The organism is Croceicoccus bisphenolivorans (genome assembly GCF_001634625.1).
GTDB classification, from domain to species: Bacteria; Pseudomonadota; Alphaproteobacteria; order Sphingomonadales; family Sphingomonadaceae; genus Croceicoccus; species Croceicoccus bisphenolivorans.
In genome coordinates this window covers 228,720-255,558 of the sequence record NZ_LRSE01000006.1, presented here as the reverse complement: position 1 = coordinate 255,558, position 26,839 = coordinate 228,720, and the positions used below count along the sequence as shown (strand labels likewise).

Below are 26,839 nucleotides of genomic sequence, written 5' to 3'. Positions count from 1 at the left end.
ATTTAACTTGACCATTTGCACAATTCTTTCCAAGGTCAGCGCCATAAGGAATCATGGTAGTGCGAGGAGAGTGTGGTGCCCGATATCGACAAGCTGTCTGCGCAGGTAGAGTCGCTTACAGCCCAGCTGGAAGATCTGGTTTCCCGCGAGCAGATTCGGAATTGCATCTATCGCATCAATCGCGGCATGGATCGGATCGATCGGGAAGTGATGGCTTCGGGCTTCCATCCTGACGCCGTGGTTCGTTGGGGAACACCCGATGCCGTGGACCTCAATTCCTTCCTCGACACCGCAATGATTATGCAAAGCAAGACACAGCGCGTGCAGCATCTTGTCGGCCAGATCCTCATCGACCTGCATGGCGATGAGGCAGAAGTCGAAGCCTACGAAATCGGCAGGCATCTGACGCCGATGGGCGAAGAGATGAAGGATCTGATCATCGCATCGCGCTATATCGATCGCTTCGCTCGCCGTGACGGCAAATGGGGAATCGTCCACCGCTCCAAGGTGGCGGACTGGATCCGGGTCATGGAAGGGAGCGATCCGCTGTATGACATGGTCCCGTCCCGTGGGCTGCGCGACGATCAGGACTTGTCGGTCCAGATGTTTCGGACAGGCGCGTTCCGCGACTGATGTCATGTGGCAAGCGCGCGCATCCCGTTGGCGGCGCAAGGCACGTTCCAACCACATAAACGACAAAAGAATATCCCCAAGGAGAGCAAGATGAGTGAAGCTGATACGACGCTCGACACCGGGACCGGTTACGGCATGAAGCCTGTTGTCCAGGCCAAGCCGCACCTGACGCAGGTCGGGCCGGGAACCCCCATGGGCGAGCTGATGCGCCGCTACTGGCAACCTTTCTATGTCGATGCTGAACTCCAGAGCGATCGCCCCCACAGGGTACGACTGCTGGGCGAAAACCTGATTGCCTTTCGCGACAAGCAGGGACGGCCCGGCCTGGTCTACGAACATTGCAATCACCGCGGCACCAGCCTGTATTACGGCCGGGTGGAAGAAGACGGCATCCGTTGCTGCAACCACGGCTGGCTGTTCGACTGCAAGGGCAACTGCGTGGAGCAACCGGCGGAAGTCGCGGGCGGTCGTGCCCGCCAAAGATATCGCCAGCCATGGTATCCGGTGGTCGAACACTATGGCCTGTTGTGGGCCTACATGGGGCCGCCCGCAAAAAAACCCCTTCCGCCACGCTGGGCGCACCTGGAAGACCTGGCCGACGACGAATATCTCGAAGCGCGTTCCGTGCGCGGCTACGGCCCCGATCTTGGCACCGACATGCCGATGCTCGACATCAACTGGCTTTCATCCATCGAACAGTCGGTCGATGGCGCGCACGTCCCCTGGCTCCATTATCAGCACAGCGGCGACCAGTTCACCGGCGTGAAGCTGGTCGAGAAGGACGAAGCCGACGCGCCGCCTTACGGCAAGGTCCGCGAAGTCGTGGCGGGCATGGTTGCGGAACGCACGGAACTTGGCGTCAAGCAGGGCTTTCCGATGATCGCACCCAACGGCATGGCGGTCCTGTCGTGTAACGAAACCATCATCCCGGACTGCGCCTATATCGCCGGCTTCATCGACATGGCCTTCTTCGTGCCCGCCGACGACGAACACCACCTCGGGTTCCAGCTCTGGCGCACGAAAAAGGGAGAAAGCCATGAGGCCATCTCCGAAGTGCATGACGGCAAGACATGGTGGGAGATGAGCGAACGCGAACACCAGGAAATGCCCGGCGACTATGAAGCGCAGAGTTCGATGCCGGCCCCTGCCAGCAATTTCGAACATTTCGCGCAGAGCGACATGGCGATCGTGCTGTGGCGCCGGCAGTTGGAAAGCGCGATCAAGGATGTCGAGGAAGGGCGCGATCCTCCGGGTATCAATTTCGATCCCGACGCGCCCCCGCGCGTTACCGCCGGTTTCGGAATCCGGCCATTGTTGCCCGAAGAAATGAAAGGCAACTTCGCCATTCCGGCAGAGTAACTGATCGTCCGGTTGGCTCCGCCGTCTGGCGAAGCTGACCGATGATCGCAGGGAAAGGGTCCGCCCCGCCAGCGGACCTTTTTTATATCCGGCGGCAGTTCTTAATCAGGCACGAACGTGATCGGCAGGCTGCCCAGTGCATGCAGCGTATTGTTGAGCACGCGACCGGGATCTCCTGCCGGTTCGATGCGCCTAACCCGCGGCAACAGCGCGTTGAGCACCATTTCCGCTTCCTGCCGTGCCATCATCTGCCCCAGGCATTGGTGAATGCCAAAGCCAAAGCCGACATGACCGCTGGCGGAGCGTGTGATATCAAACGTCTCTGCATCGGACCATTTACGTGGATCGCGATTGGCGGCACCAAGGAAAAGAAGGACCTTCGACCCTTCCGGGATATCCACACCCGCGACCCTTACGTCGCGGCTGGCGGTACGAAAGAAGGTTTGCGCAGTCGAATCCCAACGAAGTGATTCATCGAACACGCGTTTCAACAGCCGGGGCTCCTCCCGCAACTTATCCCACTGGCCGGGGTTTTGGGAAAAGGCATAGAGCATGTTGCCGATGCCGTTGATTGTCGTATCCAATCCTGCGGTAAGCAGCGATCGCACCAATCGGCCCGCTTCACTTTCCGTGCAGCGCCCTTCATCGGCGGCGGCATATACGCCAGCACCCCACCCACTCGAATTCAGGTTAGCGCGCTCGCATGCCATTGCCACCCATTCGGCAGCGGGTCCGGCCGCATTGGCAGTATTTTCGAAGATGTGATTGCGCGGCCCGAATGCATTGAACGCGACCGATGCATAGCGCAACAAATGGTCTTCGCCACCTGCGGGCAGCCCGATGGTGGCGGGGAAGATCCGCAGCGGGAACGCCTGCGCAATATCGTCAACGCCATCAATCGTGCCACGCGCAACCGCGTGTTCCACCAGCTCGTTCGCGTGTTCCTGCCAAACGGGGCGCAGTGCGCGCAGCGAAGAAAGGTTGACGACCTCGTTCATGATACCGCGTGTGCGCTGGTGCAGCGGCGGATCGGCTTCAAGCAGGAGCGAAGGGGGACGCCAGGGTTCCTCTTTGCCGAAATCGGTAAGCCCGACACCGCGCGATGAAATGAACGTCTGCCAGTCCCTCAACGTCTCGCTCACTTCGGCATGGCGAGCCATTCCGTAAATGCCGTAGGAACTGAGATAGAAAACCGGCCCTGCCTCTCGCAGTTCTTTGTGGCGCGCATAGGGATCGGCAAGAAACGCATCACCAAATACGTCGATATCAACGTTCGGAACTCCCGACCGTGAAACGACGGCAGATTCTGTCATCATGATCTCCCGGATGATTTCATCACTCTAGGAGCAGCGATCTTCGAGTCAATATAAGTCTATTGAACAATATAAATGGCGCATCGTGCCATCATCGTGGGCATGCGGGACTGCGACAATGCGAACTGTTGCGGGCGAGGGTTGTCTAATCACCACCACACGCGCTTGCTACAGGCGGTGCATCCGCCCATGGAGACTGTATGACCGCACGCTTGGCCCGCATCGATCCGTTCCTGCTCGTGATGATCGTGACGGTCATCGTCGCATCGCTCTTGCCCGTATCAGGCGAGGCAGCGGTGTGGGCGGGCAAGGTGACGAATTTCGCCATCGCCCTGCTCTTCTTCCTGCACGGCGCAAAGTTGTCGCGGCAGGCCATCCTGCAGGGAATCGGCGCGCTGAAGGTCCACCTGCTGGTGTTCATCGCCACGTTCGCGATGTTTCCGCTGCTGGGCATCGGTGTGCGGTCCGCGTTGTCCGGCCTTGTCGATGCGACCATCCTTGCCGGCGTCGTCTTCCTCGCCATCGTTCCGTCGACGGTCCAGTCCTCTATCGCCTTCACCTCCATTGCGGGCGGCAACGTGCCCGCCGCGATCTGCAGCGCATCCATTTCTAATCTGGCAGGCATCTTCCTGACGCCGCTTCTCGCTGCCCTGCTTTTGGCGGGGGACAATGGCGCCGGCGTCGACCTTGCAGGCTCGGCGCAGAAGATCGCGATGCAGCTGTTGGTGCCGTTCATCGCAGGCCACCTGGCAAGGCCGGTCGTGGGCAAGTGGATCGACCGTTACAAGTCACTGGTTGCAAAGGTCGATCGTTCATCGATCCTGCTGGTGGTCTATACCGCATTCAGCGCGGCGGTGGTCGAAGGGCTTTGGTCGCGCGTCGGACTTGTCGATCTGGCACTTATCCTGATCATCGACTCCATGGTTCTTGCGATAATGATCCTGGCAATGCTGTTCATCGGCAAGCGTGCCGGGCTTTCGCGGGAGAATTCCATCGTGCTGGTGTTCGCCGGGTCGAAGAAGAGCCTTGCCTCCGGCGTTCCGATGGCTGGCGCCCTGTTCCCTGCGGCGCTGGTTGGCCCGATCATCCTGCCGCTGATGCTGTTTCACCAGATCCAGTTGATGGTCTGTTCAGCGATGGCGTCCCACTATGCGAAGACGCAGTACGGGGTACAAGTTCGCGGCAGCGCCTGAATAACCCGCTGCGAACCCTCGCGCTGTGCCTTGTCATTCTGACGGGTGCAAAATCACACGCCGCTTTGCTTGTCTGCCAGTGCCTGCTGCCTGATCCCGGTCAGCGTCTTGCTATGCGTGATCGCTTCCGGATCGATGCGCAGTTCCAGCAGTGCCGGGCGACCGGCGGCAAGGGCGCGTTCGAACGCCGCTTCGAATTGGGAGGTTTCGGAAACGGTCTCTCCGAATGCACCATAGCTTTGTGCCAGCGCCGCGAAATCGGGATTGCGCAATGTCGTGGCTGGCGTGCGCCCGGGAAATTCCCGTTCCTGATGCATCCGGATCGTACCGTAGAGGCCGTTGTTCACTACGATAATGACCAGCGGGGCATCGTATTGCATCGCCGTCGCCAGTTCCTGCCCCGTCATCATGAACCCGCCATCGCCGACGAAGCTCAATACGGTGCGATCGGGATGGATCAGCTTTGCTGCAACGCCGGCGGGGACGCTGTAGCCCATGGAACCGTTCATCGGGCCTAGCAAGGCGCTACCCGCACCGAAACGGTAGTACCGGTTCAACCAGCCGGCAAAGTTCCCCGCATCGCAGGTTATAATCGTGTCGGTCGGGACAATGCGGGCGATCGTCTTGATCGCCTCTGCAAGGTCTAGTGATCCCGGTGTCGCATCGGGCACTGCGTTCTGCTCGTATCGGGCCCGTGCATCGGCGATCCATTGCCTGCGCTCGGCAAGACGGTCCTCTGCCAATGGCACCGCGCTGAACACGGCAGTCAGGAACTGTTCCGGCCCTGCATTGACCGGCAGGATCGGCTGATAGACCCGGCCCAGTTCTTCCGGATCGGGGTGGATATGCACCAGCGGCTGAACCGGCGTTGGCGGCTTGATGAGGGTATAGGACTGCGTCGTCAGTTCATCCATGCGCGCACCGACGGTGATCAGCAGATCGGTTTTGGCAACCGCATCAGCAACGCCGGGCATGATGCCAAGGCTGAGATCGCCAAGGTAATGCGGGTGATTGTTGTCGAACCTGTCCTGACAGCGGAACGACGCGCAAACGGGCACAGCGTGTTTTTCGGAAAAATCCATCAGCGCCTGCCGTGCCGCATCGGTCCACCCTCCACCGCCAACCAGCATCATCGGGCGGCTTGATGCGGCGAGAAGTTGTCCGAATTCGGCGATATCCTGCGGACCGGGTGAAGCGCGAACGGCGCGGTATGGCCGCATGTCCGCGACCTCCACGCGGTCCATCAGCATGTCTTCCGGCAGCCCCAGAACAACCGGCCCCGGCCGCCCCGAAACGGCGGTGTGGAATGCGCGGCTGACCATTTCGGGAATGCGCCGCGCATCGCGGATCTCGGCTGCCCACTTTGCGGTGTGACCGAACATCGCCTTGATGTCGATTTCCTGAAACGCCTCGCGCTCGGTCGTGCCGCGATCGATCTGGCCGACGAACAGGATCATCGGTGTCGCGTCTTCCATCGCGGTGTGGACTGCGATCATCGCATGGCTGGCACCGGGGCCGCGGCTGACGAAACAGATGCCGGGTTGTCCGGTCAGCTTGCCATGCGCCTCTGCCATGTGGCCCGCACCGATCTCGATGCGCGTGGATATGACGCGGATGCGGTCGGCAATGTCAACAAATGCGTCCAGCGCCGCGAGATAGCTCTCTCCCGGTACGCAGAATACCATGCTCGCACCGTGCACGACCAGTTGGTCCACCAGTACCTGTCCGCCGCTCCGCATCCCAGCTCCTGTTGTTTCTAATGAAACCATTATGGGAAATGGGCCGGCAGCGGAAGACCCTCTGATCGGGCATCCCCGCATTCACAGATTTTGGGCGATCCTCAGTTCGCGGCGGTAGAGCGGGACAGGAGCACCATGAGGTACCCCTTGTACTTGTTGGCCTGCGCGATCACGTCGTTTGCCACTGCCGCGCTTTCGGCCTTGCGGATGTCGCCCGAAAGCTTGTCCATGTAAGCCATGTAGTCGGATGCGCGCTTGGCATTGTCGCGCCGCAGGTCGTAGTTCGCCTTTTCCTGGTCGGTCGCCTTCGATCCCGGCTTCTTGCCGTCGCCCATCGCGATCACTTTCGACGCCGCCTCTCGCGAAGAGGCCATGATCGCGTCGAACTGCCGCACGTTCGCCGCCGGATCGAAGGCCGCAGGCTCGGCAGCGACCGTTTCGGTAACGCCCGGACTGCTCGCCGCTGCCTCGTCTGGCGTGTCGCTCCTCGCCAGCCTCACCGCCTGGTTTGCGGCCGCGGAGAACTGGGCATAGTCCTTGAGCGCGGCACGGCTGGTCTCCAGCGCCTCTTCCACGCTCGCGGCCTTGGCAACTGCGGCGGTAGAGCCGGTCAGCGCCTCTCGCGAAGAGGCCAGCTGCGCCGCCAGCTTCTTCTCGGTTGCCCCTGTCGGAGTAGGGCCTCGCGTGGTGGTCCATGCGGCCTGCCGTGCAAGGCTGCGGCTGCGGGTCTGCGCTTCGTCCAGCAAACCAGATGCAAATTCGTTCAGCGAAGTTGTAGCCAGCGTCTGCATCGTTGCCATATGCTCGTTCAGTGCATCCGGGCCGGCCTTATCCGCCGCCATGATGGCAAGGTTTTCGTACTCACCCTTCAGCGCCTCGCCCGCATTGTCCAGCTTGATCGCGAGAGCGTTGGAGACGCCTGCATTGCGCGCCTCCTTGCCAAGATCGATCAGTGCGACCGAAAGGCCCGAAACGGCACTGACGTCGACACCGGCCTCCATCGCGACGGGAGCAGCGATCGGGGTCGGCGCGTCGGTCCCTTTGTTGCTTTGCGCCCAGAAGAAACCGCCCACGAAAATGGCGACCGCGCCAAGGCCGATAACCCCGACGTTCATCGCGCTGACACCGCCCTTGCGCGCCTTCTTCTCGTCTTTTGCAGCAGCGGGCGGCTTTGAACCTTCCGGCTTGGCCGGTTTTACGGCCTCTACATCCGCGCCTGCCGCTGGACCGGCTACGGGTGCCGGCACGACCGGTTCACCGCCCTCGCCCTCCCGATCTCCGGCCGGATCGGCTGTTTCCAGCTTCGCCTTTTCCGCCTCGCCCGAAGTGCGCGGCCATGCGCCGGTATCGACACCGGCCAGCTTGAAGCTGGCCTGGCTGGCCGTATCGGGAACCGGCGGCTCGGCATTGATCAGTTGCTCCACCCCTTCGGCAGGGGCGTTCACCGGCACGATCGGCTTGGGACTGGCAACGAACGTCGCAACCTGCGTCGCATCCTCGTCGATTTCCGGCAGCGGCATCGGGGCCGGACCGGTGTAATCCTCGTCGAACATGCGCAGCCAGTCGCTGATCGATTGCGGCCTGTCGCCCGGCCGGATCGTCATGGCCGCATCGATGGCCTGAAGCGTGCGCTGCGAATATCCGGGCCAGTCGCCATCCGCCAGTGTCGAACCAAGACCGCCATGCAGCCGTTCGAGAACTTCTGGCGGTTTCTCTCCGGTCACGCATTCGTAAAGCACTACGCCCAGCGCGTAGATATCCGTCCACGGCCCCTGATCGTAGGTTTTCACGTATTGTTCGATCGCGGCATAGGGCGGCGTATGGAACGTGACGGTCGTGCTGGTCGCGCGGCCCGCGTCGAACCGCGCCGAACCGAAATCGATCAGCACCGGCCTGCCGTCATCGTTCATCAGGATGTTCGGCGGCTTGATGTCGCGGTGAAGCACGCCCACGCGGTGCGCCCGTTCCAGCCCTTCCGCAATCGGGCGAACGAGGTCGAGCAGTTCGGCTTCGGTAAATTTCTTCCCGTCCTTGATCATGCGGGACAGGGAAACCCCGTCCTCGAAATCCATGACCATGTACGCCGTACCGTGAATTTCGAAGAGACTGCGCACGCTGACGATGTTGGGATGGCGGGTCGGCGTGGAAAGGTTCCAGAGGAGCTTTGCCTCCTCCACGAACTTCTTCAGACCGAGAGCGTGCAGTTCCTCGGCATCGGAATCGATGGGCACAACGGTGTCGCCATCACGGCGTTCGCTGATGGCGCTGGGGAAATATTCTTTGATCGCAACAAGTTCGTCGAAATAAATGCCGCGACCGCGGTAAACGATGCCGAAGCCGCCGACGCCCAATACTTGCTCCAGTCGCCATTCGCGAAGGATCGTGCCGGACGGAAGTGCTTTGGTACTGTAAGGCTTGTTCATCGCGTGCCCCCCGACATAGACTTGCTGCAACGCAGCGGGATTCGCAAGCGGGTCGATAGTATTGCACCATTATTCGGCAACCTGCTGCGTCAAGGGGGCATCATGGACTTCTTCTGTGCCAGCCGCACACATGTCGGCCTGCGACGCAAACTGAACGAGGATGCCTTCCTCGTCTCGCCTGATACGGGCCTGTGGGTCGTGGCAGACGGAATGGGCGGGCACGAGGCCGGTGATATCGCCAGCAGGATGATCGTGGAGGCAATCGGCGCCCTGCCGGACGTGGCGTTCGAAGGGCCGGAGGCGGCATTGCGGGCAGTGAACGCAGCCCTCGTCCGCCTGGCGGCACAGCGGTATGGGGAGCGAACCGTCGGCAGCACGGCAGTGGTCCTTTCGGTGAAGGACAGCGCGTACCGGTGCCTCTGGGTCGGGGATAGCCGGGCCTACCTGCTGCGATCTGGCAAACTGGGCCAGTTGACCCGCGACCACAGCCTCGTTCAGGATCTTGTCGATGCCGGCATGCTGAACGCGGAAGATGCCGAAGGTCATCCCAATGCCAATGTCGTGACCCGTGCCGTAGGGGCCAGCACCGATCTGCAGGTCGATGTCGTAACCGGTACGATCATGCACGGCGACCTGTTCCTGCTGGCGAGCGACGGGCTGACGCGGGTCGTCCCCCACGATGATCTGCACCGCATCCTCTCCACCGGCACACTCGAGCAGAAAGCGGACCGGCTTATTGCCCGTACGCTGGAGAGCGGCGCACCCGATAACGTCACCATCGTGCTGATCGAAGCACGCTGACCCGACTTTCACCGTCCTGACCGGGAACATACCGGCCCTTAGGCCTTTGTTCTGGGCATTGGCATATTCGCCGCGTTGCCTTTTCCGGCGCTCGCGTGGCAGCTTCGAGGGGCAATGGAAGAACAGGCACTTGTCATCGCGCTGGTCGGCGTACTGGGTATCGGCGCGCAGTGGGTAGCATGGCGAACCGGCTGGCCGGCGATCGTGCTGATGTTGCTGGCCGGGTTCGCCGCAGGCCCGCTGCTGGGTATCGTCGATCCGCACCATGCCTTCGGTGAACTGCTGGAACCGATGATTTCCATTGGCGTCGCCATCATCCTGTTCGAAGGCGGCCTCAGCCTCGATTTCCGCGAATTGCGAAAGACCGGCAGCGCCGTTTGGCGACTCGTCATTTTCGGCGTACCGATCGCGTGGCTGCTCGGTTCGCTTGCCTGCTATTATGTGGCGGGCCTTGTCTGGCCGGTGTCGATCCTGTTCGCGGGCATTCTGGTGGTGACCGGGCCTACAGTCGTCCTGCCGATGTTGCGCCAGTCCAGCGTGGCCAAACGCCCGTCGGCGATCCTGAAATGGGAAGCCATCGTCAACGACCCCTTCGGTGCGATGTGTGCGGTCCTGGCCTACGAATACTTCCGCGCCTCGACCAGCGGGGCAAATGCGTTCGAGGTCGTTCCCGCGCTGGTGCTCGCCACGCTGGCCGCAGCACTCCTTGGCTACGCCGCGGCATGGCTGATCGCGTGGAGCTTTCCGCGCGGGTTCGTACCGGAATACCTGAAGGCTCCGGTGCTGCTTGTCGTCGTCGTGTCGCTCTTCGTCGGGTCCAACATGATCCAGCAGGAAACCGGGCTGGTTGCCGTGACGATCATGGGCATCGCGCTTGCCAACATGAACGTCGATTCCCTGCGCGACATCCATCCATTCAAGCAGAATATCGCCGTGATACTGGTATCCGGCATTTTCATCCTGCTGTCCGCGTCGCTCGATTTCGAAACACTGCGCACGCTGGAATGGCAATTCATGCTGTTCCTGCTGGCGATACTGTTTCTGGTTCGTCCGGCGACGGTGCTGCTCAGCCTCGCCTTCAGCAAGATCCCGTGGAACGAACGCCTGTTCCTCGCATGGATCGCACCGCGCGGCATCGTCTCTATCGCGATTTCGGGCCTGTTCGCCCTTCGCCTGTCGGATCTAGGCTATGCCGACGGCACGATCCTGATCAGCCTGTCCTTTGCCGTATGCGTCACGACGATTGTGGCCCACGGCTTCACCATACTGCCGGTTGCCCGTTGGCTGAACGTAACCGGATCGACATCGCCCGGCTTGCTGCTGGTGGGTGCGACACCTTGGTCAATGGGGCTGGCACGCGAACTGTCGCAAATGGACGTACCTGTCACGATTGCCGACACCAGCTGGTGGCGCTTGTCCCGCGCGCGGCAGCAGGGGCTGGACACGTACCACGGCGAAATCCTGGCCGAGGCGACCGAACATTCGCTCGACCTTTCTCAGTACCAGGTTCTTGTCGCCGTGACGGAGAACGAGGCGTATAACGCGCTCGTCTGCAACGAGTTCGCGCCAGAAATCGGGCGGGACTCGGTCTATCAGCTGGGTGAAGCCGGTCACCATGACGATCCGCGCTCGCTCCCCCCATCGATCCGCGGCCGCGCGCTGTTCAAATCAGGCGTCGACATGAACGAGATGCACCGCCGGCAGACGCATGGCTGGGAATTCCGCAAGACCCGCCTGTCCGAACAGTTCGATTTCGATGACGCCCGCGCCGCATTGCCTGCCGAAGCGGATTTCCTGATGCTGGTGCGCAAGGACGGGAACCTGCGCTTCTTCACGCATGCATCCCGGCCCTCGCCCGGCGCTGGCGATACCGTGATATCCTATTCCCCGCCAGAGCAGCCGGACCTTGAAAAGGTGCAGGCGCGCAAGGAGAAGAAAGCGCGCGGACAGTCAAAAGCAGAAGCAAAACCGGCATGAGGGAGGATGGAACACTGCGAAAACTGACAACCCTGACAATGGCAGCAGCGCTGCTTACCGCTTGCGACAGCGCCCCGCCGCCGGCCGAACCAGAACCGACCGCATCGGCCACCCCGGAACCGACGGCCTCGCCGATCTCCATCCTGCGCGAAACACCCAGCCCGGTCGTGGAAGACCTGCTTCCCGATGAACCGTTCGAAGCTGTCGTGCCATTCGCGAAAGGCGGGATCGCCCTGTCCGACGCGGCGAATGAGGCGATCGCGAAGATTGTTGCGTCCGAGCAGTTCAAGCTTGGCGGAAAGATCACCCTGCGCGGCCACACGGATTCCGTCGGTTACGACGAAGCTAACCTGCGGGCATCGCGAAAACGCGCTCAGGCGATTGCGAATGAACTTGAGAAATCTGGTGCAAGCATCGATAATATAGAGATTATTGCGATGGGTGAGCAGCGTCCCGCGGCACCCAACGCCAAGCTGGACGGCACGCCAGACGAGGAAGGCCGCGCGAAAAATCGCCGTGTCGAAGTCTCAGTCGCACCACCGGAAAGCGAGGTGGAGGAAAAGACTGTCGATGGCGATCAAGGCACTGATGAAACTGCGGAAGATTCCACACCGTAGCACGAACCGTTCGTCACCGGTGCGTTAACTATCTCTCCTGCGCGGCTGAGCAGGCCTTCACTCGCGGTTTATCAGCGAAAAGTTAACCAACTGCGGTTACAAACGCGGGCGTGACGTCAATCCTCCGATCCTTTTCGGTTCGTCGAGCCTCTTCGCGGGAGCTGACGCGCCTGTATCAATTGGCCGCGGCAGCGGTCGCGGCCCTGCTGCTGGATATCCTCTTCGTTCCTACCATGATAGACCATGTACCGCGTTGGGTTGGCGCGGCGGTCACGCACAACCAGATTTCCGGCAAGATCGTCTACTTCGACATCACTAATGGCCGCAATTTTAGTGCCGTATCAGTAGCCGAGCGGCAGGCAGAGGCGGTGCAGATCGCGTCGAACGCCGGTGCCGAAGCGATTTTTCTCGAAGGTCGCTTTATCGAAACCGATGCGGGAATCGGAGATCTACGCAAGGCCACCGCAGCCAGCAAGGCGCCGGTCACCATTGGCTGGCCCATCACCTACGGCGCCGATGCCGATCGCAACGGCATCCGCGTGGACCGACGCGCTTCGTTCCCTGGCGTCGAGGAGGCGATCCAGGCGAACCGTATCCTGTTTACCCGTTTCAGATCGGAAACGGAAACAAGGATCACGATCGCCGACCGGCACTACCGCTCCTTCCCTGCGGCAATTGCCGGAATCGAGAATGCGAGCGGCCAATACCTGATCGATTATCGCTACGATGTGCGAGATATCCCCGTTTTCACGCTGGACGATCTGGAGGGTAATCCCAAATTGCAGGCCGGCTTGTCCGGCAAACGCGTTTTGATCGGTGGTTCAACGGGTTCGGTGGACGGAAACTCCCTCGTCCCGCAACAGCTAGTCTGGGTTCCGCGCATTCTGGTGGATATCATTGCGGCAGAGACCCTGCGCAGCGGAACGCCCTTCCATGTACACGCGCTCGTGACGTTCATGCTCGCGTTGTTTTGGCTCTATATCGCGACGCTTCTTCCCGATCGGTCTCGACGGCGCGTCTATGCGGTCGGCACAGTCACTGTGGTTGCCATACCGCTTGTCGTCGCCCCGTTCGGGCCAATCATCGACTTCGGCGTAGCCATCACTACGGCGCTGATCTATTTCACGATGCGGTATCGCACACAGCAAAGCGAACGGGCTGCCGGTACCGAACGCCTTTCCGGTCTCCCTAACTTCCACGCGCTGGAAGACGACTACGCAAGCGCGCGCGGACGACTGGTGGTGGCGAAGGTTGACGCTTTCGAGGAAATTCTGGCGAGCCTTGAATCCACGCAACATGCTGCATTTATCCAGCAGATCGCCAAACGCCTCACCATCGGCGGTTCCACTAAAATCTACACCGATACGTCAGGCCACTTTGCATGGTTTGACGAGTTGGAGAGTGCGAAAAGCCACGTGTCGGGCCTCCTCGCGTTAACGAGTGCCCCGATCCTCATTGGTGATCGCACGCTCGACTTCAGTTGCTCCTTCGGCCTCCTTGATTGCGCCATAGAAAAGCCTCGGCAGGCGATCAGTGCCACCGTCGTTGCCGCTGATCGCGCAGCTAGCCGTTCAACGCATATCGCTTTCGTCAGCGAGCAAGAGGGGTTCGACGCAAACTGGCAATTGTCTCTGCTTGCCGCGCTTGATCAGGCGATCAGCAACGAACAGATCTACTTGGCATTCCAGGCACAGAAATCGTTGCTGGACGATAGTATCGTCGGGGTCGAAGCGCTGGTGCGCTGGAGACATCCCGAACGGGGTGTCATCAGCCCGTCCCAATTTATTCCGCAGATCGAGAGAGCTGGAAGGCTCAAACCGCTGACTGCTCACACCTTGCGGTTGGCCGCCCGTGCGGCCGAACGGACTGCGGGCAGCGGCCTACGCGTCAGCGTAAATGTTTCGGCCACCATCATAGCTGATCACGATTTCATCGATTTCATCCACGACAATATTCTCTCTGGTGGAGGACAGCCTCAACGGATCATCATCGAGATTACCGAAACAGCGCGCATACCAAACATCGAGCTTGCCGCTCGCAATCTGCGCACCCTTCAAAAGATGGGCTATCACATATCGCTGGACGATTTTGGCACGGGTGAGGCGAACCTGTCCCTGCTAGTCTCGCTTCCCTGCGATGAACTGAAGATCGACCGCAGCTTTGTCGTTCTAGCCGAGCATAGTGAGCGCGCCAGAATGGTCATTTCCGCGCTGTACCAGACTACGCGAGCTGCAGGCATGCGCATCGTTGCCGAAGGCATCGAAACCGAGCGGGACCGGTCAACGCTGATCGATCTGGGCTGCGAGATTGGGCAAGGGTATCTTTTGGGAAAACCACAGCTGCTCCCGCAATTCCTCAACGCCCTACATGAGGACGAGCGACAACGACGGCAAAAATTAACCCTTTATTAACCTTAAAAAATGTGGTTAACGTAGAGGCCTCAAGAACGGAGGCCTCTTATGTACGAATTCTCTGCAGCAATCATCAATCTTCTGATCAACCTGCTCTACTCCTACGAGTGAGTTGGGATAATCGAAGTTTCAAAGCCCCGCCCAACCGGCGGGGCTTTTCATTTTAAGCACTTAAAACCCGCCGAATTCCGCCAATCTCACGAACTGCAGAAGACCAAGCAAGCCTTCTTCAGGACCTCATCACATTCCGTCACATTTCGGATTGCTTATCACATTGCAATGTGACATTGCGACCAAATGAACATGACAGCCCCCCCTACGCTCCGCGACCGAATCAGGGAACTCATCGTCGACAGGGCGATGACCCGAACCGCGATTGCCCGCGCGGCAGGCTTGCACGCAAACAGCTTGCGCGACTGCCTCACCCCGCAGTGGAACCCCACCGCCGACACCATGGCGAAGCTGGAAGCATTCCTGACGTCGAGCGACGATCGCCCCGTTCTTTCCACGCCGGAAGAGATCATCGACGAAGCGCGCAACGGCCGGATGTTCATCCTGGTCGATGACGAAGATCGCGAGAACGAAGGCGATCTTGTCATCCCAGCACAGATGGCGACCCCGTCTGCAATTAATTTCATGGCGACCCACGGGCGCGGGCTCATATGCCTTGCCATGACCCGCTCTCGCGTTGAAAGCCTTGGCCTCGAACTGATGAGCCGTAACAACCGTACGCGGCACGAAACGGCGTTCACGACCTCAATAGAAGCGCGCGAAGGCGTGACGACCGGGATTAGCGCCGGCGATCGCGCGCGCACGATCAGCGTCGCGATCGATGCCGGCAAGACGAAGGACGATATCGTCACGCCCGGCCATGTCTTCCCGCTGGTCGCGCGCAATGGCGGCGTGCTCGTCCGCGCTGGCCATACCGAAGCTGCGGTCGACATTTCCCGCCTCGCCGGCCTCAATCCATCCGGCGTGATCTGTGAGATCATGAAGGACGATGGCACGATGGCGCGCATGGACGACCTGATCGCCTTCGCGCGGGAGCATGACCTCAGGATCGGTACCATCCGCGACCTCATCGCCTATCGCCGTAAGCACGATCACATCGTCGAGAGACGCTCCGAAACGCGGTTCGTTAGCCGCAACGGCGGCACTTGGACGGCGACCTCGTTTTTCAACACCGCAACCGGCGACGAAACCATGGCTTTCGTGCACGGCCATATCGATGGCTCCAAGCCGACGCTGGTCAGGATGCATGCACTGGACATCTTCAGCGATGTGTTGGGCGAGGATACGCCGCGCAATGGTCAGCTCGGCAAATCGATGAAGATGATCGCCGACGAAGGGGCCGGTATCGTCGTGGTGATCAACCGCCCCCGTAAACAACCGTGGTCGACGGTCATTGACCTGCATTCGGGCAAGATACCCGCCTTGGACATGGATGAGCTGCGCGATTACGGCGTCGGCGCGCAGGTTTTGACGGAGCTGGGCGTGCACGAAATGGTGCTGCTCACCAACACGCACCATTCGCTTGTCGCGCTGGAAGGTTACGGATTGTCGATCGTCGGCGAACGACCGATCGAGCCCTGAACCGCTTTCCTCCCGCAATTATCACTTTATCTGGAGTCAGCGAACGATGGCCCGTTTTCTCATCGTCGAAGCCCGCTTTTACGACCATCTCAACGACATGCTCATCGCCGGTGCGCGCGCCGCGCTGGAGGACGCGGGGCACGATGTCGATGTCCTGACGGTGCCCGGTGCGCTGGAAATCCCCGGCGCAATCGCGATGGCGGCGGAAAGCGGTCGGTATGCCGGTTTCGTCGCGATCGGTGTCGTCATCCGCGGCGAAACCTACCATTTCGAGATTGTCGCCGGCGAAAGTGCACGTGGCGTCATGGCGCTGACCATGGACGGAATTGCCATAGGCAACGGCATCCTGACTGTAGAGAACGAGCAGCAAGCCGTCGTGCGCGCAGACCTTGCGCAAAAGGACAAGGGCGGCGAAGCGGCGAAGGCCGCCCTCGCCCTGCTGGCGCTTCAGGATCGTTTCGCTGCTTGAGTTGCTGCACTTTACAGCAGGAGGCCTACCAGATCCGCACGCGAGCTTCCGGCACTAGGTAATGCCTCGCGCCCGGCTGCACGTCGAACGCGCGGTACCAGGCATCGATATTGCGCACCGTTTCGACCCGCGCAGCAATCATCGATGAAGCCGTGCCATCTCGGTATTTCGTCGCCCACATCTGCGCGAACGCGATGAAGAAACGCTGGTCGCCGGTGAACCCCTCGATCACCGGCGGTTCCTTGCGACCGAGCGAGGCGCGGTAGGCATCGTAGGCGATAGAAAGTCCGGTCAGATCGTTCGTGGCGGCACGCAGTGCTCTAGCCCCATTGGTCAAGCGCCCATCGTATTGCGCGGCAAGCGCATTGCGGTGACGTTTGAATTCGTCCGCATCACCACTGGCCCAGATCGGCATCAGCTTGCCTTCGGCATCGATCTGCCCGCCCACATCGTCCAGCGCATAGGCCATGTTCCGACCGATAACTGCGCCGATCGCACCGTAATTCGCGGCGACGTCAGAGCCCGCGGCGTAATAAGGTGGCTGAAGCATGGCCGCGCCGATTTCCAGAGAGTTCGGCAGCGGCAGATAGAGCCCATCGAAATCATAGGGTTCACTCAACCATTGCTCGCGGTCCGGCGCTTTGCCCAGTCTGGCAAGCTGCGCGCGGTACATGCCAAGGCTGGCTGCACGCTCCAGGTCGATGGCGCTCGTGCCCTTGGGCCGCGGGCGCGCTGTACGCGGCACCGCGCTCGGCCCACCGATGCCGATGGCCATCGCTTCCAGCTTGGCGACAGCTGCGTCACGCGTGTCCGGTTCGATCCACCCTGCGCTTTCGATCCGGCGTGCAAACGCCTCCCGCACGTTGTTGGCGATTAGCGTCACGTCCTGCTGCTCGGCCGGATCGAGGTAGCGTTCAAGGTAATAGCGGGCGAGAATATCGCCGTAGATCTGGCCGATGCGTTCAACGGCACGGGCCTTCAATGCCGGCTCAGTCTTCAGCCCGTCGATCCGGTTGCCGTAAAGGCGAAAGCGCGCATTGGCCACGCGCTGCGGCAGCATGTCGGCCACGCGATTGACGGCGTGGAATGCCAGCCATGCCTTCCACGTGGCGATATCTTCGGATGCGACGAGAGCCGATCCCGCGACGACCGAACCCGCATCGACGGTGGCGAAACTTTCCTGGCCGGAAAGCCCAGCTCCTTCGAGAAAGGCCGACCATGCGATGCCCGGCGCGCGTTGATCGAGGTCTGCCCGTGTCCAGTTCGCGACGCTTGCGCCAAGATCGGCGCCGCTACGGGCACGCGAACCTGCATCTGCAAGACGCGCTTCAAGATTGACGATCTTGCCGGCCTGTCCGTTGGCATCGGCAACCCCTGCCCATGCCAATACCGTGGCCACGTAATCGCGATAGGCGCCGCGCAGGCCCATGTCATCATAGCTGTCCGCAGGCAGTCCCAATCCGCCCGCAACCAGCCACGGCACGTTCTCTGCCGTTTCCGGCGACGGCATGACCGGCATGGCGAACAGCGCGTCAATCTGGCTGCCAGATTCCTGCAACGGATAGGCATCGCCGCGCACTTGTGCCCCGATCTCTCGCGACAGGTCGGTGCGGTCTGCAATGGCGGCGATCCGGTCAAGCTCGGCCTGCATGGGTGCGCGGCCCGCTTTCTCGATCCCGGCACGGTTCAGGTAGGAGAGGTAGAACCGGCGCACGAGCGCTTCGTCGCTGCCACGTTCCTGCGGAGTTCCGGCCAGTTCCTGCACGATGGCAAGCAAGCGCGTGCGGGTCAGTTCCGCCGCGTTGTCACGCCTCCGCGCGGCGACCGCGTCGTCGGGCACGATCGCGGTGCCAAGCCAGTTGCCGTTGGCATAGACGTAGAAATCATCGCCCGGCGCAACCGCCTTGTTCATCGATTCGACGTCGATGCCAATCGCCGTACCCTGAACTGCGCGCTGGCCATCGCCACTTTCCGTCGAACAGCCGACCGCCAGTCCCAGCGTAGCCAGGAGCAAGGCGGAGGCGGCTATTATTGACGGACGCAAGGGCGACCCCCGGGCATCTGGGACCAAGTCCCATTTGTGGCGAAAACGTGGCGACTGAGCGCCTTCTAGGGCGCTTTTCGCCGGATCGCAATCGGCTGCCGGGGGTCTGTCCCTTTTGAGGTCAGGCGAGACGCCCGAAGCAGCCCGATCCGGCGTAGAACGCCGAACCGCCCAGCTCTTCCTCGATACGAATCAGCTGGTTGTACTTTGCAAGCCGGTCCGAACGGGCGAGCGATCCGGTCTTGATCTGGCCGCAGTTGGTGGCAACGGCAAGGTCGGCGATCGTGCTGTCCTCGGTCTCTCCCGAACGGTGCGACATGACCGCGGTATAGCCGTTGCGCTGCGCGATGGAGACTGCCTCCAGCGTTTCGGTCAGAGTGCCGATCTGGTTGACCTTCACCAGCAGCGAATTGGCAAGCCCCTCGCCGATGCCCATCGACAGGCGCTTGGGGTTGGTCACGAACAGGTCGTCGCCGACCAGCTGGACCTTGTGCCCGATCTTGTCGGTCAGTGCCTTCCAGCCTTCGAAATCGTCTTCGGCCATGCCGTCCTCGATCGACTTGATCGGATAGCCTGCGCAAAGGTCGGCAAGATAATCGGCCATTTCGACGCCGGTGAGCGAAAGCCCCTCGCCCGCGATGTCGTAGCGGCCGTCGCTGAAGAACTCGGTGCTGGCGCAGTCGAGCGCGATCGCAATTTCGTCACCGGGCTTGAAACCGGCTTTCTCGATCGATTCCATCACAAAATCGAGAGCGGCGCGCGTGCTGGCAAGGTTCGGGGCAAAGCCGCCCTCGTCACCGACGGAGGTCGACAGGCCCTTGTCGGCAAGACCCTTCTTCAGCGTGTGGAATATCTCGGCGCCCCAGCGCACCGCGTCGGCCAGCGATTCGGCGCCGACCGGCATGATCATGAACTCCTGGAAATCGATCGGGTTGTCGGCATGTTCGCCGCCGTTGATGATGTTCATCATCGGCACCGGCAGGACATGGGCCTGGACCCCGCCGACATAGCTGTAGAGCGGCAGGCCGCGCGCGTTCGCCGCCGCCTTTGCCACCGCCAGCGAAGTGCCGAGAATCGCGTTCGCACCAAGGCGGCTTTTGTTCTCCGTCCCGTCGAGGGCGATCATCGCAAGATCGATGTCGCGCTGGTCTTCGGCATCCAGACCGAGCAGGGCTTCGCCGATTTCGCCGTTAACGGCGTCAACCGCCTTCAGCACGCCCTTGCCGAGATAGCGGGTCTTGTCCCCGTCGCGCAGCTCGACCGCCTCGTGCGCGCCGGTCGACGCGCCGGAGGGCACGGCAGCGCGGCCCATCGACCCGTCTTCGAGCAGGACGTCCACTTCCACGGTCGGATTGCCGCGGCTGTCGAGGATTTCGCGGCCATGGATGTCAATGATGGCGGTCATTTCAATTGCCTTCCTGTTCCTGCAAGGACGGGGGCGCATCGCGCGCCCGGATGTGATACGCTCGTGCCGATAGATGGCGGAACAATCGCTGGCAACAGCCGTTGGACAGGCAAAAGGGGGCAGTAATGCCGCTGTCCGCCGTAAATCATGAAGGGACCGCCCCGTTGTCGGGGCGGAGACAGGAAGAAAGATGGAAACCATGGCCGATCCGATCGAACCCACCACCCCCGAAACGCCGGTGAATTCGAACCGCGCCGAAGCCAAGAGCCGCTTCTCCAAGGCGCTGGACGAAGCCAAGGCGGGCGCTGCCGCGCTGAAGGCCGAAGCGATGGAAAAGGCGGAAGCTTTCAAGTCCGACGCGAAGGTGAAGGCAGACGGCTACAAGGGCCGCGCCGGTGAAAAGGGCGAACAGCTGAAGGGCGACGCCGCCGTTTATGGCGAGCAGGCGAAGACCAAGGCGACCGAGCTTGCCAACGAAACCAAGGCGAAGACGAGCGAGGCGATGGTGTCGCTGGGCCGTTTCGCGACCGACAATGCCGCTACCCTCGATGAAAAGCTGGGCGTGAAGTACGGCGACTATGCCCGTTCCGCCGCGCGCAGCCTCGAATCGAACGCGGCCAAGCTGGATGCGAAGAGCCTTGAGGAACTGGGCGAGGACGCACGTGATGTCGTACGCAAGAGTCCGGGCACCGCGATTGCCGTTGCCGTTGGCGCCGGCTTCCTGCTTGCACGCCTGTTCCGTTCCAAGTGAGATATTGAATCTCTACAGGATTGAGGGAACGGGGGGACATGCTGGATAGCACTCGCTACCAGGCCGAAGCTTCGGAAAGTGACCCGGCGGCGGATCGTTCGCTTGCCGAGGACATCAAGGCGCTCGTCAGCGACGGGCGTCTTCTGGCCGAAGCCGAGATCGATTTTCACCGGAAACGCGCGATTTTCGGCGCTAAGGAAGGGCAGAAGATCGCGGCCAGTTTCGCGATTGCGGGCGTCCTCGCCTTTTTCGCGCTGATGGCGCTCGTTGTCGGCCTAGTCCTCGCGCTGGGTCAGATCATCGGGTACTGGGGCTCCACTGTCGTGGTTACGGCGGCATTGGTCATCCTCGCGCTGGTTTTCGTATCGAAGGGCAAGGCGCGTCTCGCCCGCCTGAAAACCGTGCTTTCTGAAGAGGAAGACGCATGACCGAGGCCGATGTCATAGAGGCGAAGCGCCTGCGCCGCGCGGCACGCACCGTATTCGAAACGCAGCGGGATCTGGTGAAGGCCGATCTGGGCGCGGCATCGCTGGGCAAGCGCGTTGCCAACCGCATTGCCGAAGACGGGCGCTTCATCGCCGATGAAGCGGCCGATGCGGCAAGCCGGCACAAGGTCGTGCTCTCCGCGGGTGCGCTGGCGCTGACAGGCTGGTTTCTGCGCAAGCCGATCATGGCTTTCGCGGCGTCAATCGTTGGTGCCGATGTGGCCGACGAAGAGGCGACAGAGCCTGACACCAATGATGCAGGGGTGGTCGAGGAAGCCTGAGTTCCCGCCTTGGCGCAGGGAACAAAGCATGATTGGCCGCATTGATTCGGCAAAGCCCGAATGAACGAATAGACAAGAGGAATTTCCGCCGTGACCGACATCGAACCCACCCGCGCAAACGACACGCCGGCTGTACCGCTTGCTATCGATGCAACCCGTCCCGAACCCGAAAGCCAGAGCATTTCGGACCGCGTGAAAGCCGCTCAGGCGCGCATTGCCGAACGCACGGCCCCTGCCCGCGCCAAGGCCGGAGAGCAGGCCAAGGCGGCGGCGAACAACGCAACCCAGTTTGTGAAGGACCATCCTGCCCTTGCCATAACTGGCGCAATCGTGGCCGGAGCGGCAATCGCCTTTGCACTGCCCGGACGGCCGGGCCGCAAGCTTCGCGGCGGGGCTATTGCGTTGGGTGGTCTCGCGGCAGAACTTGCCGCCACGTATGGTTCGCGCATGCTGACCATGGCCGAGGAAGCGGCGCAGTCCAGTCAAGAAAAGCTGGGCGAAATCGGTGAAAGCTTCGCTTCCGCCGGTGAGAGCCTTGCCGGTAGCGCGGCAGAGACCGGGGCCACCGTTCTGGAAAGCGTGAAACGCGCCAGTGAAGCCACCGCGTCACAGGCACAGTCGCTGGCCGGCAAGCTCAAACGATAACGCCCACATCCCGATACAGACGAAAGTCGATCCGGCGCATCCCTTGCACCGGATCGATTTTTGTTTAGAGGGTTCGTAAGACAAGCTTCAATGACGGAGCAGTCTTTCTCCCTCCACTGGACATGGAACCCCTTCTCATGACGCAGAAGTTGCATCTTGTGATGGGTGGCCGGGTTACCGACCCGCGCTCGCTCGAATTCGCCGATCTGCCATCGGTTCACCTCGTCGGCGTCTTTCCCGACTTTGCCAGCGCGGAAGAAGCGTGGCGTTCAAACGCCCAGCGCACGGTTGACGATGCCGAAATGAAATACGTCATCGTCCACCTGCACAAGCTGCTGCAGCCGGACCTGCCCGACGGCGAATAAGGTCCGAAGGCGAACAGGCCCGATGGTAATCAGGCCACGAAAAACCCCGCGAGGCACGTGCCTGGCGGGGTTTTCTTTTTCCGGGATCGGGAATGTCCCGCCTCAGATGAACTGGATCTTTTCGACCAGATAGAACTTGTCGCCCGCAGGGACCGTCACCTCGATCTCGTCGCCCACCTTCTTGCTGATCAATGCGCGTGCCAACGGGCTGGAATAACTGATCCGGCCCTTCTTGGCGTCAGCCTCGGTCTGGCCGACGATCTGGTAGGTTACCGGCTTGTCATCCTCGTCAAGCAGGGTGACCGTCGCTCCGAACACGATCTTGTCGCCAGAAAGCGACGCCGGATCGATGATCTGCGCACGGCTGATCTTGTCTTCCAGCTCGGCGATTTGCGCCTCGATCTGGCCCTGCCGTTCCTTGGCGGCATGATACTCCGCATTTTCGGAAAGGTCGCCATGTGCGCGCGCCTCTTCGATCGCGTCTACCACCTTGGGACGTTCCGCACGCAAAGTCTTGAGATCGGCCGTCAGCTTCTCGTAGCCTTCGGCCAGCATCGGGACTTTTTCGATACTCGCCATGGTCTTCCTTGTTCTACGCGTTGGGCCCTTCCCCGGGACAGGGAGCCTGTTCGCCCCTGCCCTGCGGCAGGGAGCGACCGGCAATCCTGAACTTTAGGGAAAAGCGATCAGTCAGCCATAATAGGATTGAAGCGAGCGTACTTCAAGCGTGCCGCCGCGTTGCGCCACAATCGCGTCTGCCGCGACCACTGCTGCGGCAGCGGTCGTGTAGATCGCGACCTTTGCTTCCAGAGCGGCCTGGCGGATCGATGCGGAGTCCTTCAGCGACTGCCACCCCTCTGTCGTGTTGAAGATCAGCGAGACATCGCCATCGATGATCCGGTCCACGATATGCGGGCGCCCTTCGGCAACCTTGTTCACACGTTCGACGTTGACGCCGTTGTCAGCAAGGAACTTCTGGGTCCCGCCGGTCGCGATGATGGCAAAGCCGTTGGCTTCCAGCTTCTTCACCGCAGGCAGGATGTGATCCTTGTCGCTGTCCTTCACCGAAACGAACAGTACGCCCCCTTCGGGCAGAAGCGCGCCCGCGCCCAGCTGGCTCTTGATGAAGGCGGCGGTGAAGTCGGTGTCGATACCCATGACTTCGCCAGTGGACTTCATTTCGGGGCTGAGGACGGGGTCCGTGCCGGGGAAGCGGCTGAACGGGAAGACGGCTTCCTTGACCGCGATATGGTCGACCTTGCGCTTGATCTTCGGCAGGTCGGCAAGCTTCTCGCCCGCCATGACGCGCGCGGCGATCTTGGCGATCGGATCGCCGATTGCCTTGGCGACGAACGGCACGGTGCGCGATGCACGCGGGTTCACCTCAATGAGATAAACCTCGCCATCCTTGATTGCGAACTGGATGTTCATGAGGCCCACGACCTTCAGCGCGCGGGCAAGAGCATCGGCCTGACGCTCCATTTCCGCGATGATGTCGTCGGAGAGGCTGTAGGGCGGAAGGGTGCAGGCGCTGTCGCCCGAGTGCACGCCCGCTTCCTCGATGTGCTGCATGACGCCGGCGACGACCACATCGGTGCCATCGCAAAGGGCGTCGACGTCGCATTCCACGGCATCGCGCAAGTACTGGTCGATCAGCACCGGGCTATCGCCCGAAACGCGCACGGCAGTTGCCATGTACTCGTCAAGCTGCGCTTCGCTGTCCACGATCTCCATCGCGCGGCCGCCAAGGACGTAGGACGGGCGGATCAGGACCGGATAGCCGATCTGCGCCGCGATGCCGCGGGCTTCTTCCTGGCTGCGGGCGATGCCGTTGGCGGGCTGCTTGAGGCCGAGCTTGTTGACCAGCTTGGCAAAGCGTTCGCGGTCTTCGGCAAGGTCGATCGCGTCGGGCGAGGTGCCGAGGATCGGGATGCCCGCCTTTTCAAGATCTGCCGCCAGCTTCAGCGGGGTCTGCCCGCCGAACTGGACGATGACACCGGCCAGCGTGCCGTTCGACATTTCGACGGCAAGGATTTCCAGCACATCTTCTGCGGTCAGCGGTTCGAAATAGAGGCGGTCCGAAGTGTCATAGTCGGTCGACACGGTTTCGGGGTTGCAGTTGATCATGATGGTCTCGAACCCTGCATCTTCCAGCGCGAAGCACGCGTGGCAGCAGCAGTAGTCGAACTCGATCCCCTGCCCGATGCGGTTCGGGCCGCCGCCAAGGATGACGACCTTGTTCCGAGAGGAAGGATCGGCCTCGTTCTCCGCCTCACCGAACAGCGGGGCTTCGTAGGTCGAGTACATGTAGGGCGTGATCGCCTCGAACTCGGCGGCGCAGCTGTCGATGCGCTTGAAGACAGGGCGCACGCCCAGCTTGTGGCGCAGCTTGCGGATTTCCTCTTCCGAGGTGCCGCCGGCCATCGCCTTCAGCGCATCGTGCAGCAGGCCCGAACGCTTCGCCTGCGTTTCGCCCATGCCGCCGGCAACGCCGATCGAACGGACGGCCAGCGTGGCAAGGCGCTTGTCGGAAAAGCCCATAGCCTTCAGGCGGCGCAGACCCTCGGCATCGCCGGGGACGCCGTTTTCGACGATACGGGCCTCTTCCTCGATGATCTGGCGGATATGGGTCAGGAACCACGGATCGTACTGCGTGACTGCGTGGATCTCGTCCTGCGTCATGCCTTCCCGGAAGGCCTGCGCCACGATCAGCAGCCGTTCGGGCGTGCGTTCGGACAGACGCGCGGTCAGCACGTCCTTCGACGCGCCCTCCAGCTCTTCCACGCGGTTGAACCCGTCGAGGCCCGTTTCCAGACCGCGCAGCGCCTTCTGCAGCGATTCCTTCATGTTGCGGCCGATGGCCATAACTTCGCCAACCGACTTCATCGCGGTCGACAGCTTGTTCTGGCTGCCCTTGAACTTCTCGAACGCGAAGCGCGGGATTTTCGTGACGACATAGTCGATCGTCGGTTCGAAGCTGGCAGGCGTCGCGCCGGTGATCTCGTTCGTGATCTCGTCCAGCGTGTAGCCCACGGCCAGCTTTGCCGCGACGCGCGCGATGGGGAAGCCGGTTGCCTTCGATGCCAGCGCCGAGGAACGCGAAACGCGCGGGTTCATCTCGATCACGATCAGGCGGCCATCGGCGGGATTCACTGCGAACTGTACGTTCGAACCGCCTGTTTCCACGCCGATTTCGCGCAGGACGTTCAGCGACGCGGTGCGCATGATCTGGTATTCCTTGTCCGTCAGCGTCAGGGCTGGCGCGACAGTGATGGAATCGCCGGTGTGGACGCCCATCGGGTCCACGTTCTCGATCGAGCAGATGATGATGCAGTTGTCCTTGCGGTCGCGGACGACTTCCATCTCGTACTCTTTCCACCCCAACAGCGATTCCTCGATGAGGACTTCGGTGGTCGGGCTGGCATCGAGACCTTCGCGGACGATCTTCTCGAACTCGGCCTTGTTATAGGCGATGCCGCCGCCCGTTCCGCCCAGCGTGAAGGACGGACGGATGATCGAGGGCAAACCCGTGTGTTCAAGGACGGCAAAGGCTTCCTCGACCGTATTGGCAACGCCCGAGCGTGCCGATTCCAGCCCGATCGCGTCCATCGCCTTGCGGAACCGCTGGCGGTTTTCGGCCTTGTCGATGGCATCGGCATCCGCGCCGATCATCTTCACGCCGTACTTGTCGAGCGTTCCGTTCTCGAAAAGCTTGAGCGCGGTGTTCAATGCGGTCTGTCCGCCCATCGTGGGCAGCAGGGCATCGGGGCGTTCCTTGGCGATCACACGCTCGACGAATTCGGGGGTGATCGGCTCGACATAAGTCGCGTCGGCCATTTCCGGATCGGTCATGATCGTGGCGGGGTTGGAGTTCACCAGGATGACCCGGTAACCCTCTTCCTTCAGCGCCTTGACCGCCTGCGTGCCCGAATAATCGAACTCGCACGCCTGACCGATAATGATCGGGCCTGCGCCGATGATGAGGATGGACGAGATGTCAGTGCGTTTGGGCATGGCGGTCCGTTATCATTTGAATATGGATCGGATGGCCTTCTTCGCTTGCTCTTTCGAGCACACAATGGATGGCCATATTATTCTCTTTGTCGATGCGGATCAGCGAATATGGCAACTGATCAACACCGTTTGAGGTCTTCACGTAGAAAGTCTTGGCTCCACATCTGCGCAACAAGTTGGCACTCGTAGTTCCAGCGACATCTTCATAAACTTCGTCGGGATAATGGCCTCGCTCGGAGATGCTGAGATAGGGCTTTTCCGTCTCAGCCTCCTCCTCCAACGACGCCACCACCAGACTCACGACTGCACTGGTCCCTGCTC

At 61.3% G+C, this 26,839-nt stretch carries 22 protein-coding genes; 14 read left to right on the top strand and 8 right to left on the bottom strand.

Going from position 1 to position 26,839, the window contains the following annotated elements; genetic code table 11:
* Positions 1-75: 75 nt before the first annotated feature.
* Positions 76-633, top strand: coding sequence for a nuclear transport factor 2 family protein (locus A7A77_RS09095; RefSeq protein WP_172799876.1), 558 nt, complete (start codon positions 76-78; stop codon positions 631-633).
* A gap of 90 nt (positions 634-723) precedes the next feature.
* The gene (locus A7A77_RS09090) at positions 724-1,992 is read left to right on the top strand and encodes a Rieske 2Fe-2S domain-containing protein (protein ID WP_066556461.1); all 1,269 of its coding nucleotides are present in this window, start codon (positions 724-726) and stop codon (positions 1,990-1,992) included.
* Between the two features lie 101 nt (positions 1,993-2,093).
* Here the strand turns inward: A7A77_RS09090 and A7A77_RS09085 are convergent, their stop codons facing one another.
* The gene (locus A7A77_RS09085) at positions 2,094-2,990 is read right to left on the bottom strand and encodes a cytochrome P450 (protein WP_216635566.1); all 897 of its coding nucleotides are present in this window, start codon (positions 2,988-2,990) and stop codon (positions 2,094-2,096) included.
* A gap of 515 nt (positions 2,991-3,505) precedes the next feature.
* Here A7A77_RS09085 and A7A77_RS09080 point away from each other — a divergent pair.
* A complete protein-coding gene (locus tag A7A77_RS09080; RefSeq protein WP_066556457.1) occupies positions 3,506-4,498 on the top strand; it encodes a bile acid:sodium symporter family protein in 993 nt (330 codons plus the stop codon).
* A gap of 53 nt (positions 4,499-4,551) precedes the next feature.
* On the opposite strand, the gene A7A77_RS09075 is transcribed toward A7A77_RS09080, so the two are convergent.
* A complete protein-coding gene (locus A7A77_RS09075) occupies positions 4,552-6,237 on the bottom strand; it encodes a thiamine pyrophosphate-binding protein (RefSeq protein WP_172799875.1) in 1,686 nt (561 codons plus the stop codon).
* A gap of 101 nt (positions 6,238-6,338) precedes the next feature.
* Positions 6,339-8,660: a serine/threonine protein kinase gene (locus A7A77_RS09070; protein ID WP_066556449.1), complete on the bottom strand. Its 2,322-nt coding sequence runs from the start codon at positions 8,658-8,660 to the stop codon at positions 6,339-6,341.
* Positions 8,661-8,762: 102 nt separating this feature from the next.
* Between A7A77_RS09070 and A7A77_RS09065 the strand changes: the two genes are divergently transcribed.
* The 6 genes from A7A77_RS09065 to ribH all read left to right on the top strand — a co-directional run bounded on the left by A7A77_RS09065 (position 8,763) and on the right by ribH (position 16,528).
* A complete protein-coding gene (locus A7A77_RS09065; protein WP_066556447.1) occupies positions 8,763-9,461 on the top strand; it encodes a PP2C family protein-serine/threonine phosphatase in 699 nt (232 codons plus the stop codon).
* Between the two features lie 114 nt (positions 9,462-9,575).
* The gene (locus A7A77_RS09060; RefSeq protein WP_066556446.1) at positions 9,576-11,438 is read left to right on the top strand and encodes a cation:proton antiporter; all 1,863 of its coding nucleotides are present in this window, start codon (positions 9,576-9,578) and stop codon (positions 11,436-11,438) included.
* Positions 11,435-12,055, top strand: coding sequence for an OmpA family protein (locus tag A7A77_RS09055; RefSeq protein WP_082836019.1), 621 nt, complete (start codon positions 11,435-11,437; stop codon positions 12,053-12,055). The genes A7A77_RS09060 and A7A77_RS09055 overlap by 4 nt, the downstream gene beginning before the upstream one ends.
* 110 nt (positions 12,056-12,165) lie before the next feature.
* Positions 12,166-14,466: a GGDEF domain-containing phosphodiesterase gene (locus A7A77_RS09050; RefSeq protein ID WP_156500490.1), complete on the top strand. Its 2,301-nt coding sequence runs from the start codon at positions 12,166-12,168 to the stop codon at positions 14,464-14,466.
* A gap of 360 nt (positions 14,467-14,826) precedes the next feature.
* A complete protein-coding gene (gene ribB / locus A7A77_RS09045; protein ID WP_245638434.1) occupies positions 14,827-16,059 on the top strand; it encodes a 3,4-dihydroxy-2-butanone-4-phosphate synthase in 1,233 nt (410 codons plus the stop codon).
* A 46-nt stretch (positions 16,060-16,105) separates the two neighbouring features.
* Positions 16,106-16,528 carry a 6,7-dimethyl-8-ribityllumazine synthase gene (gene ribH, locus A7A77_RS09040; protein ID WP_066556444.1) on the top strand — a complete coding sequence of 141 codons (423 nt, stop codon included), beginning with the start codon at positions 16,106-16,108 and terminating at the stop codon, positions 16,526-16,528.
* A 25-nt stretch (positions 16,529-16,553) separates the two neighbouring features.
* On the opposite strand, the gene A7A77_RS09035 is transcribed toward ribH, so the two are convergent.
* Together A7A77_RS09035 and eno are read right to left on the bottom strand one after the other, a co-directional pair.
* On the bottom strand, positions 16,554-18,542 hold the full coding sequence (locus A7A77_RS09035) for a M13-type metalloendopeptidase (RefSeq protein WP_066556442.1): 1,989 nt from the start codon (positions 18,540-18,542) through the stop codon (positions 16,554-16,556).
* Between the two features lie 151 nt (positions 18,543-18,693).
* Positions 18,694-19,977, bottom strand: coding sequence for a phosphopyruvate hydratase (gene eno, locus A7A77_RS09030; RefSeq protein WP_066556441.1), 1,284 nt, complete (start codon positions 19,975-19,977; stop codon positions 18,694-18,696).
* A 190-nt stretch (positions 19,978-20,167) separates the two neighbouring features.
* On the opposite strand from eno, the gene A7A77_RS09025 reads away from it, so the two are divergent.
* From A7A77_RS09025 to A7A77_RS09005, 5 genes are all read left to right on the top strand, one after another.
* Positions 20,168-20,728, top strand: a complete 561-nt coding sequence (locus tag A7A77_RS09025) for a hypothetical protein (protein ID WP_245638433.1) — start codon at positions 20,168-20,170, stop codon at positions 20,726-20,728.
* Positions 20,729-20,766: 38 nt separating this feature from the next.
* Positions 20,767-21,156, top strand: coding sequence for a phage holin family protein (locus tag A7A77_RS09020; protein ID WP_066556439.1), 390 nt, complete (start codon positions 20,767-20,769; stop codon positions 21,154-21,156).
* Positions 21,153-21,494 (top strand): hypothetical protein, encoded by a 342-nt coding sequence (locus A7A77_RS09015; protein WP_066556435.1) that lies wholly within the window; start codon positions 21,153-21,155, stop codon positions 21,492-21,494. Before A7A77_RS09020 ends, A7A77_RS09015 begins: the two co-directional genes overlap by 4 nt.
* Before the next feature lie 90 nt (positions 21,495-21,584).
* On the top strand, positions 21,585-22,139 hold the full coding sequence (locus A7A77_RS09010; RefSeq protein ID WP_066556434.1) for a hypothetical protein: 555 nt from the start codon (positions 21,585-21,587) through the stop codon (positions 22,137-22,139).
* Between the two features lie 137 nt (positions 22,140-22,276).
* Positions 22,277-22,504: a DUF4170 domain-containing protein gene (locus A7A77_RS09005; RefSeq protein WP_066556595.1), complete on the top strand. Its 228-nt coding sequence runs from the start codon at positions 22,277-22,279 to the stop codon at positions 22,502-22,504.
* Between the two features lie 102 nt (positions 22,505-22,606).
* Here the strand turns inward: A7A77_RS09005 and greA are convergent, their stop codons facing one another.
* From greA to A7A77_RS08990, 3 genes are all read right to left on the bottom strand, one after another.
* Positions 22,607-23,083 (bottom strand): transcription elongation factor GreA, encoded by a 477-nt coding sequence (gene greA / locus A7A77_RS09000; protein ID WP_066556432.1) that lies wholly within the window; start codon positions 23,081-23,083, stop codon positions 22,607-22,609.
* Positions 23,084-23,194: 111 nt separating this feature from the next.
* On the bottom strand, positions 23,195-26,518 hold the full coding sequence (carB, locus tag A7A77_RS08995; RefSeq protein ID WP_066556431.1) for a carbamoyl-phosphate synthase large subunit: 3,324 nt from the start codon (positions 26,516-26,518) through the stop codon (positions 23,195-23,197).
* Positions 26,502-26,819: a hypothetical protein gene (locus tag A7A77_RS08990; RefSeq protein WP_066556429.1), complete on the bottom strand. Its 318-nt coding sequence runs from the start codon at positions 26,817-26,819 to the stop codon at positions 26,502-26,504. Before A7A77_RS08990 ends, carB begins: the two co-directional genes overlap by 17 nt.
* Positions 26,820-26,839: the final 20 nt, after the last annotated feature.

Bases quoted from the DNA above. Each gene is read 5' to 3' on its own strand.
- A7A77_RS09090 (WP_066556461.1), top strand. From the start codon at position 724: ATGAGTGAAGCTGATACGACGCTCGACACCGGGACCGGTTACGGCATG.
- A7A77_RS09085 (WP_216635566.1), bottom strand. From the start codon at position 2,990: ATGAACGAGGTCGTCAACCTTTCTTCGCTGCGCGCACTGCGCCCCGTT.
- A7A77_RS09080 (WP_066556457.1), top strand. From the start codon at position 3,506: ATGACCGCACGCTTGGCCCGCATCGATCCGTTCCTGCTCGTGATGATC.
- A7A77_RS09075 (WP_172799875.1), bottom strand. From the start codon at position 6,237: ATGCGGAGCGGCGGACAGGTACTGGTGGACCAACTGGTCGTGCACGGT.
- A7A77_RS09070 (WP_066556449.1), bottom strand. From the start codon at position 8,660: ATGAACAAGCCTTACAGTACCAAAGCACTTCCGTCCGGCACGATCCTT.
- A7A77_RS09065 (WP_066556447.1), top strand. From the start codon at position 8,763: ATGGACTTCTTCTGTGCCAGCCGCACACATGTCGGCCTGCGACGCAAA.
- A7A77_RS09060 (WP_066556446.1), top strand. From the start codon at position 9,576: ATGGAAGAACAGGCACTTGTCATCGCGCTGGTCGGCGTACTGGGTATC.
- A7A77_RS09055 (WP_082836019.1), top strand. From the start codon at position 11,435: ATGAGGGAGGATGGAACACTGCGAAAACTGACAACCCTGACAATGGCA.
- ribB (WP_245638434.1), top strand. From the start codon at position 14,827: ATGACCCGAACCGCGATTGCCCGCGCGGCAGGCTTGCACGCAAACAGC.
- ribH (WP_066556444.1), top strand. From the start codon at position 16,106: ATGGCCCGTTTTCTCATCGTCGAAGCCCGCTTTTACGACCATCTCAAC.
- eno (WP_066556441.1), bottom strand. From the start codon at position 19,977: ATGACCGCCATCATTGACATCCATGGCCGCGAAATCCTCGACAGCCGC.
- A7A77_RS09025 (WP_245638433.1), top strand. From the start codon at position 20,168: ATGGAAACCATGGCCGATCCGATCGAACCCACCACCCCCGAAACGCCG.
- A7A77_RS09020 (WP_066556439.1), top strand. From the start codon at position 20,767: ATGCTGGATAGCACTCGCTACCAGGCCGAAGCTTCGGAAAGTGACCCG.
- A7A77_RS09015 (WP_066556435.1), top strand. From the start codon at position 21,153: ATGACCGAGGCCGATGTCATAGAGGCGAAGCGCCTGCGCCGCGCGGCA.
- A7A77_RS09005 (WP_066556595.1), top strand. From the start codon at position 22,277: ATGACGCAGAAGTTGCATCTTGTGATGGGTGGCCGGGTTACCGACCCG.
- greA (WP_066556432.1), bottom strand. From the start codon at position 23,083: ATGGCGAGTATCGAAAAAGTCCCGATGCTGGCCGAAGGCTACGAGAAG.
- carB (WP_066556431.1), bottom strand. From the start codon at position 26,518: ATGCCCAAACGCACTGACATCTCGTCCATCCTCATCATCGGCGCAGGC.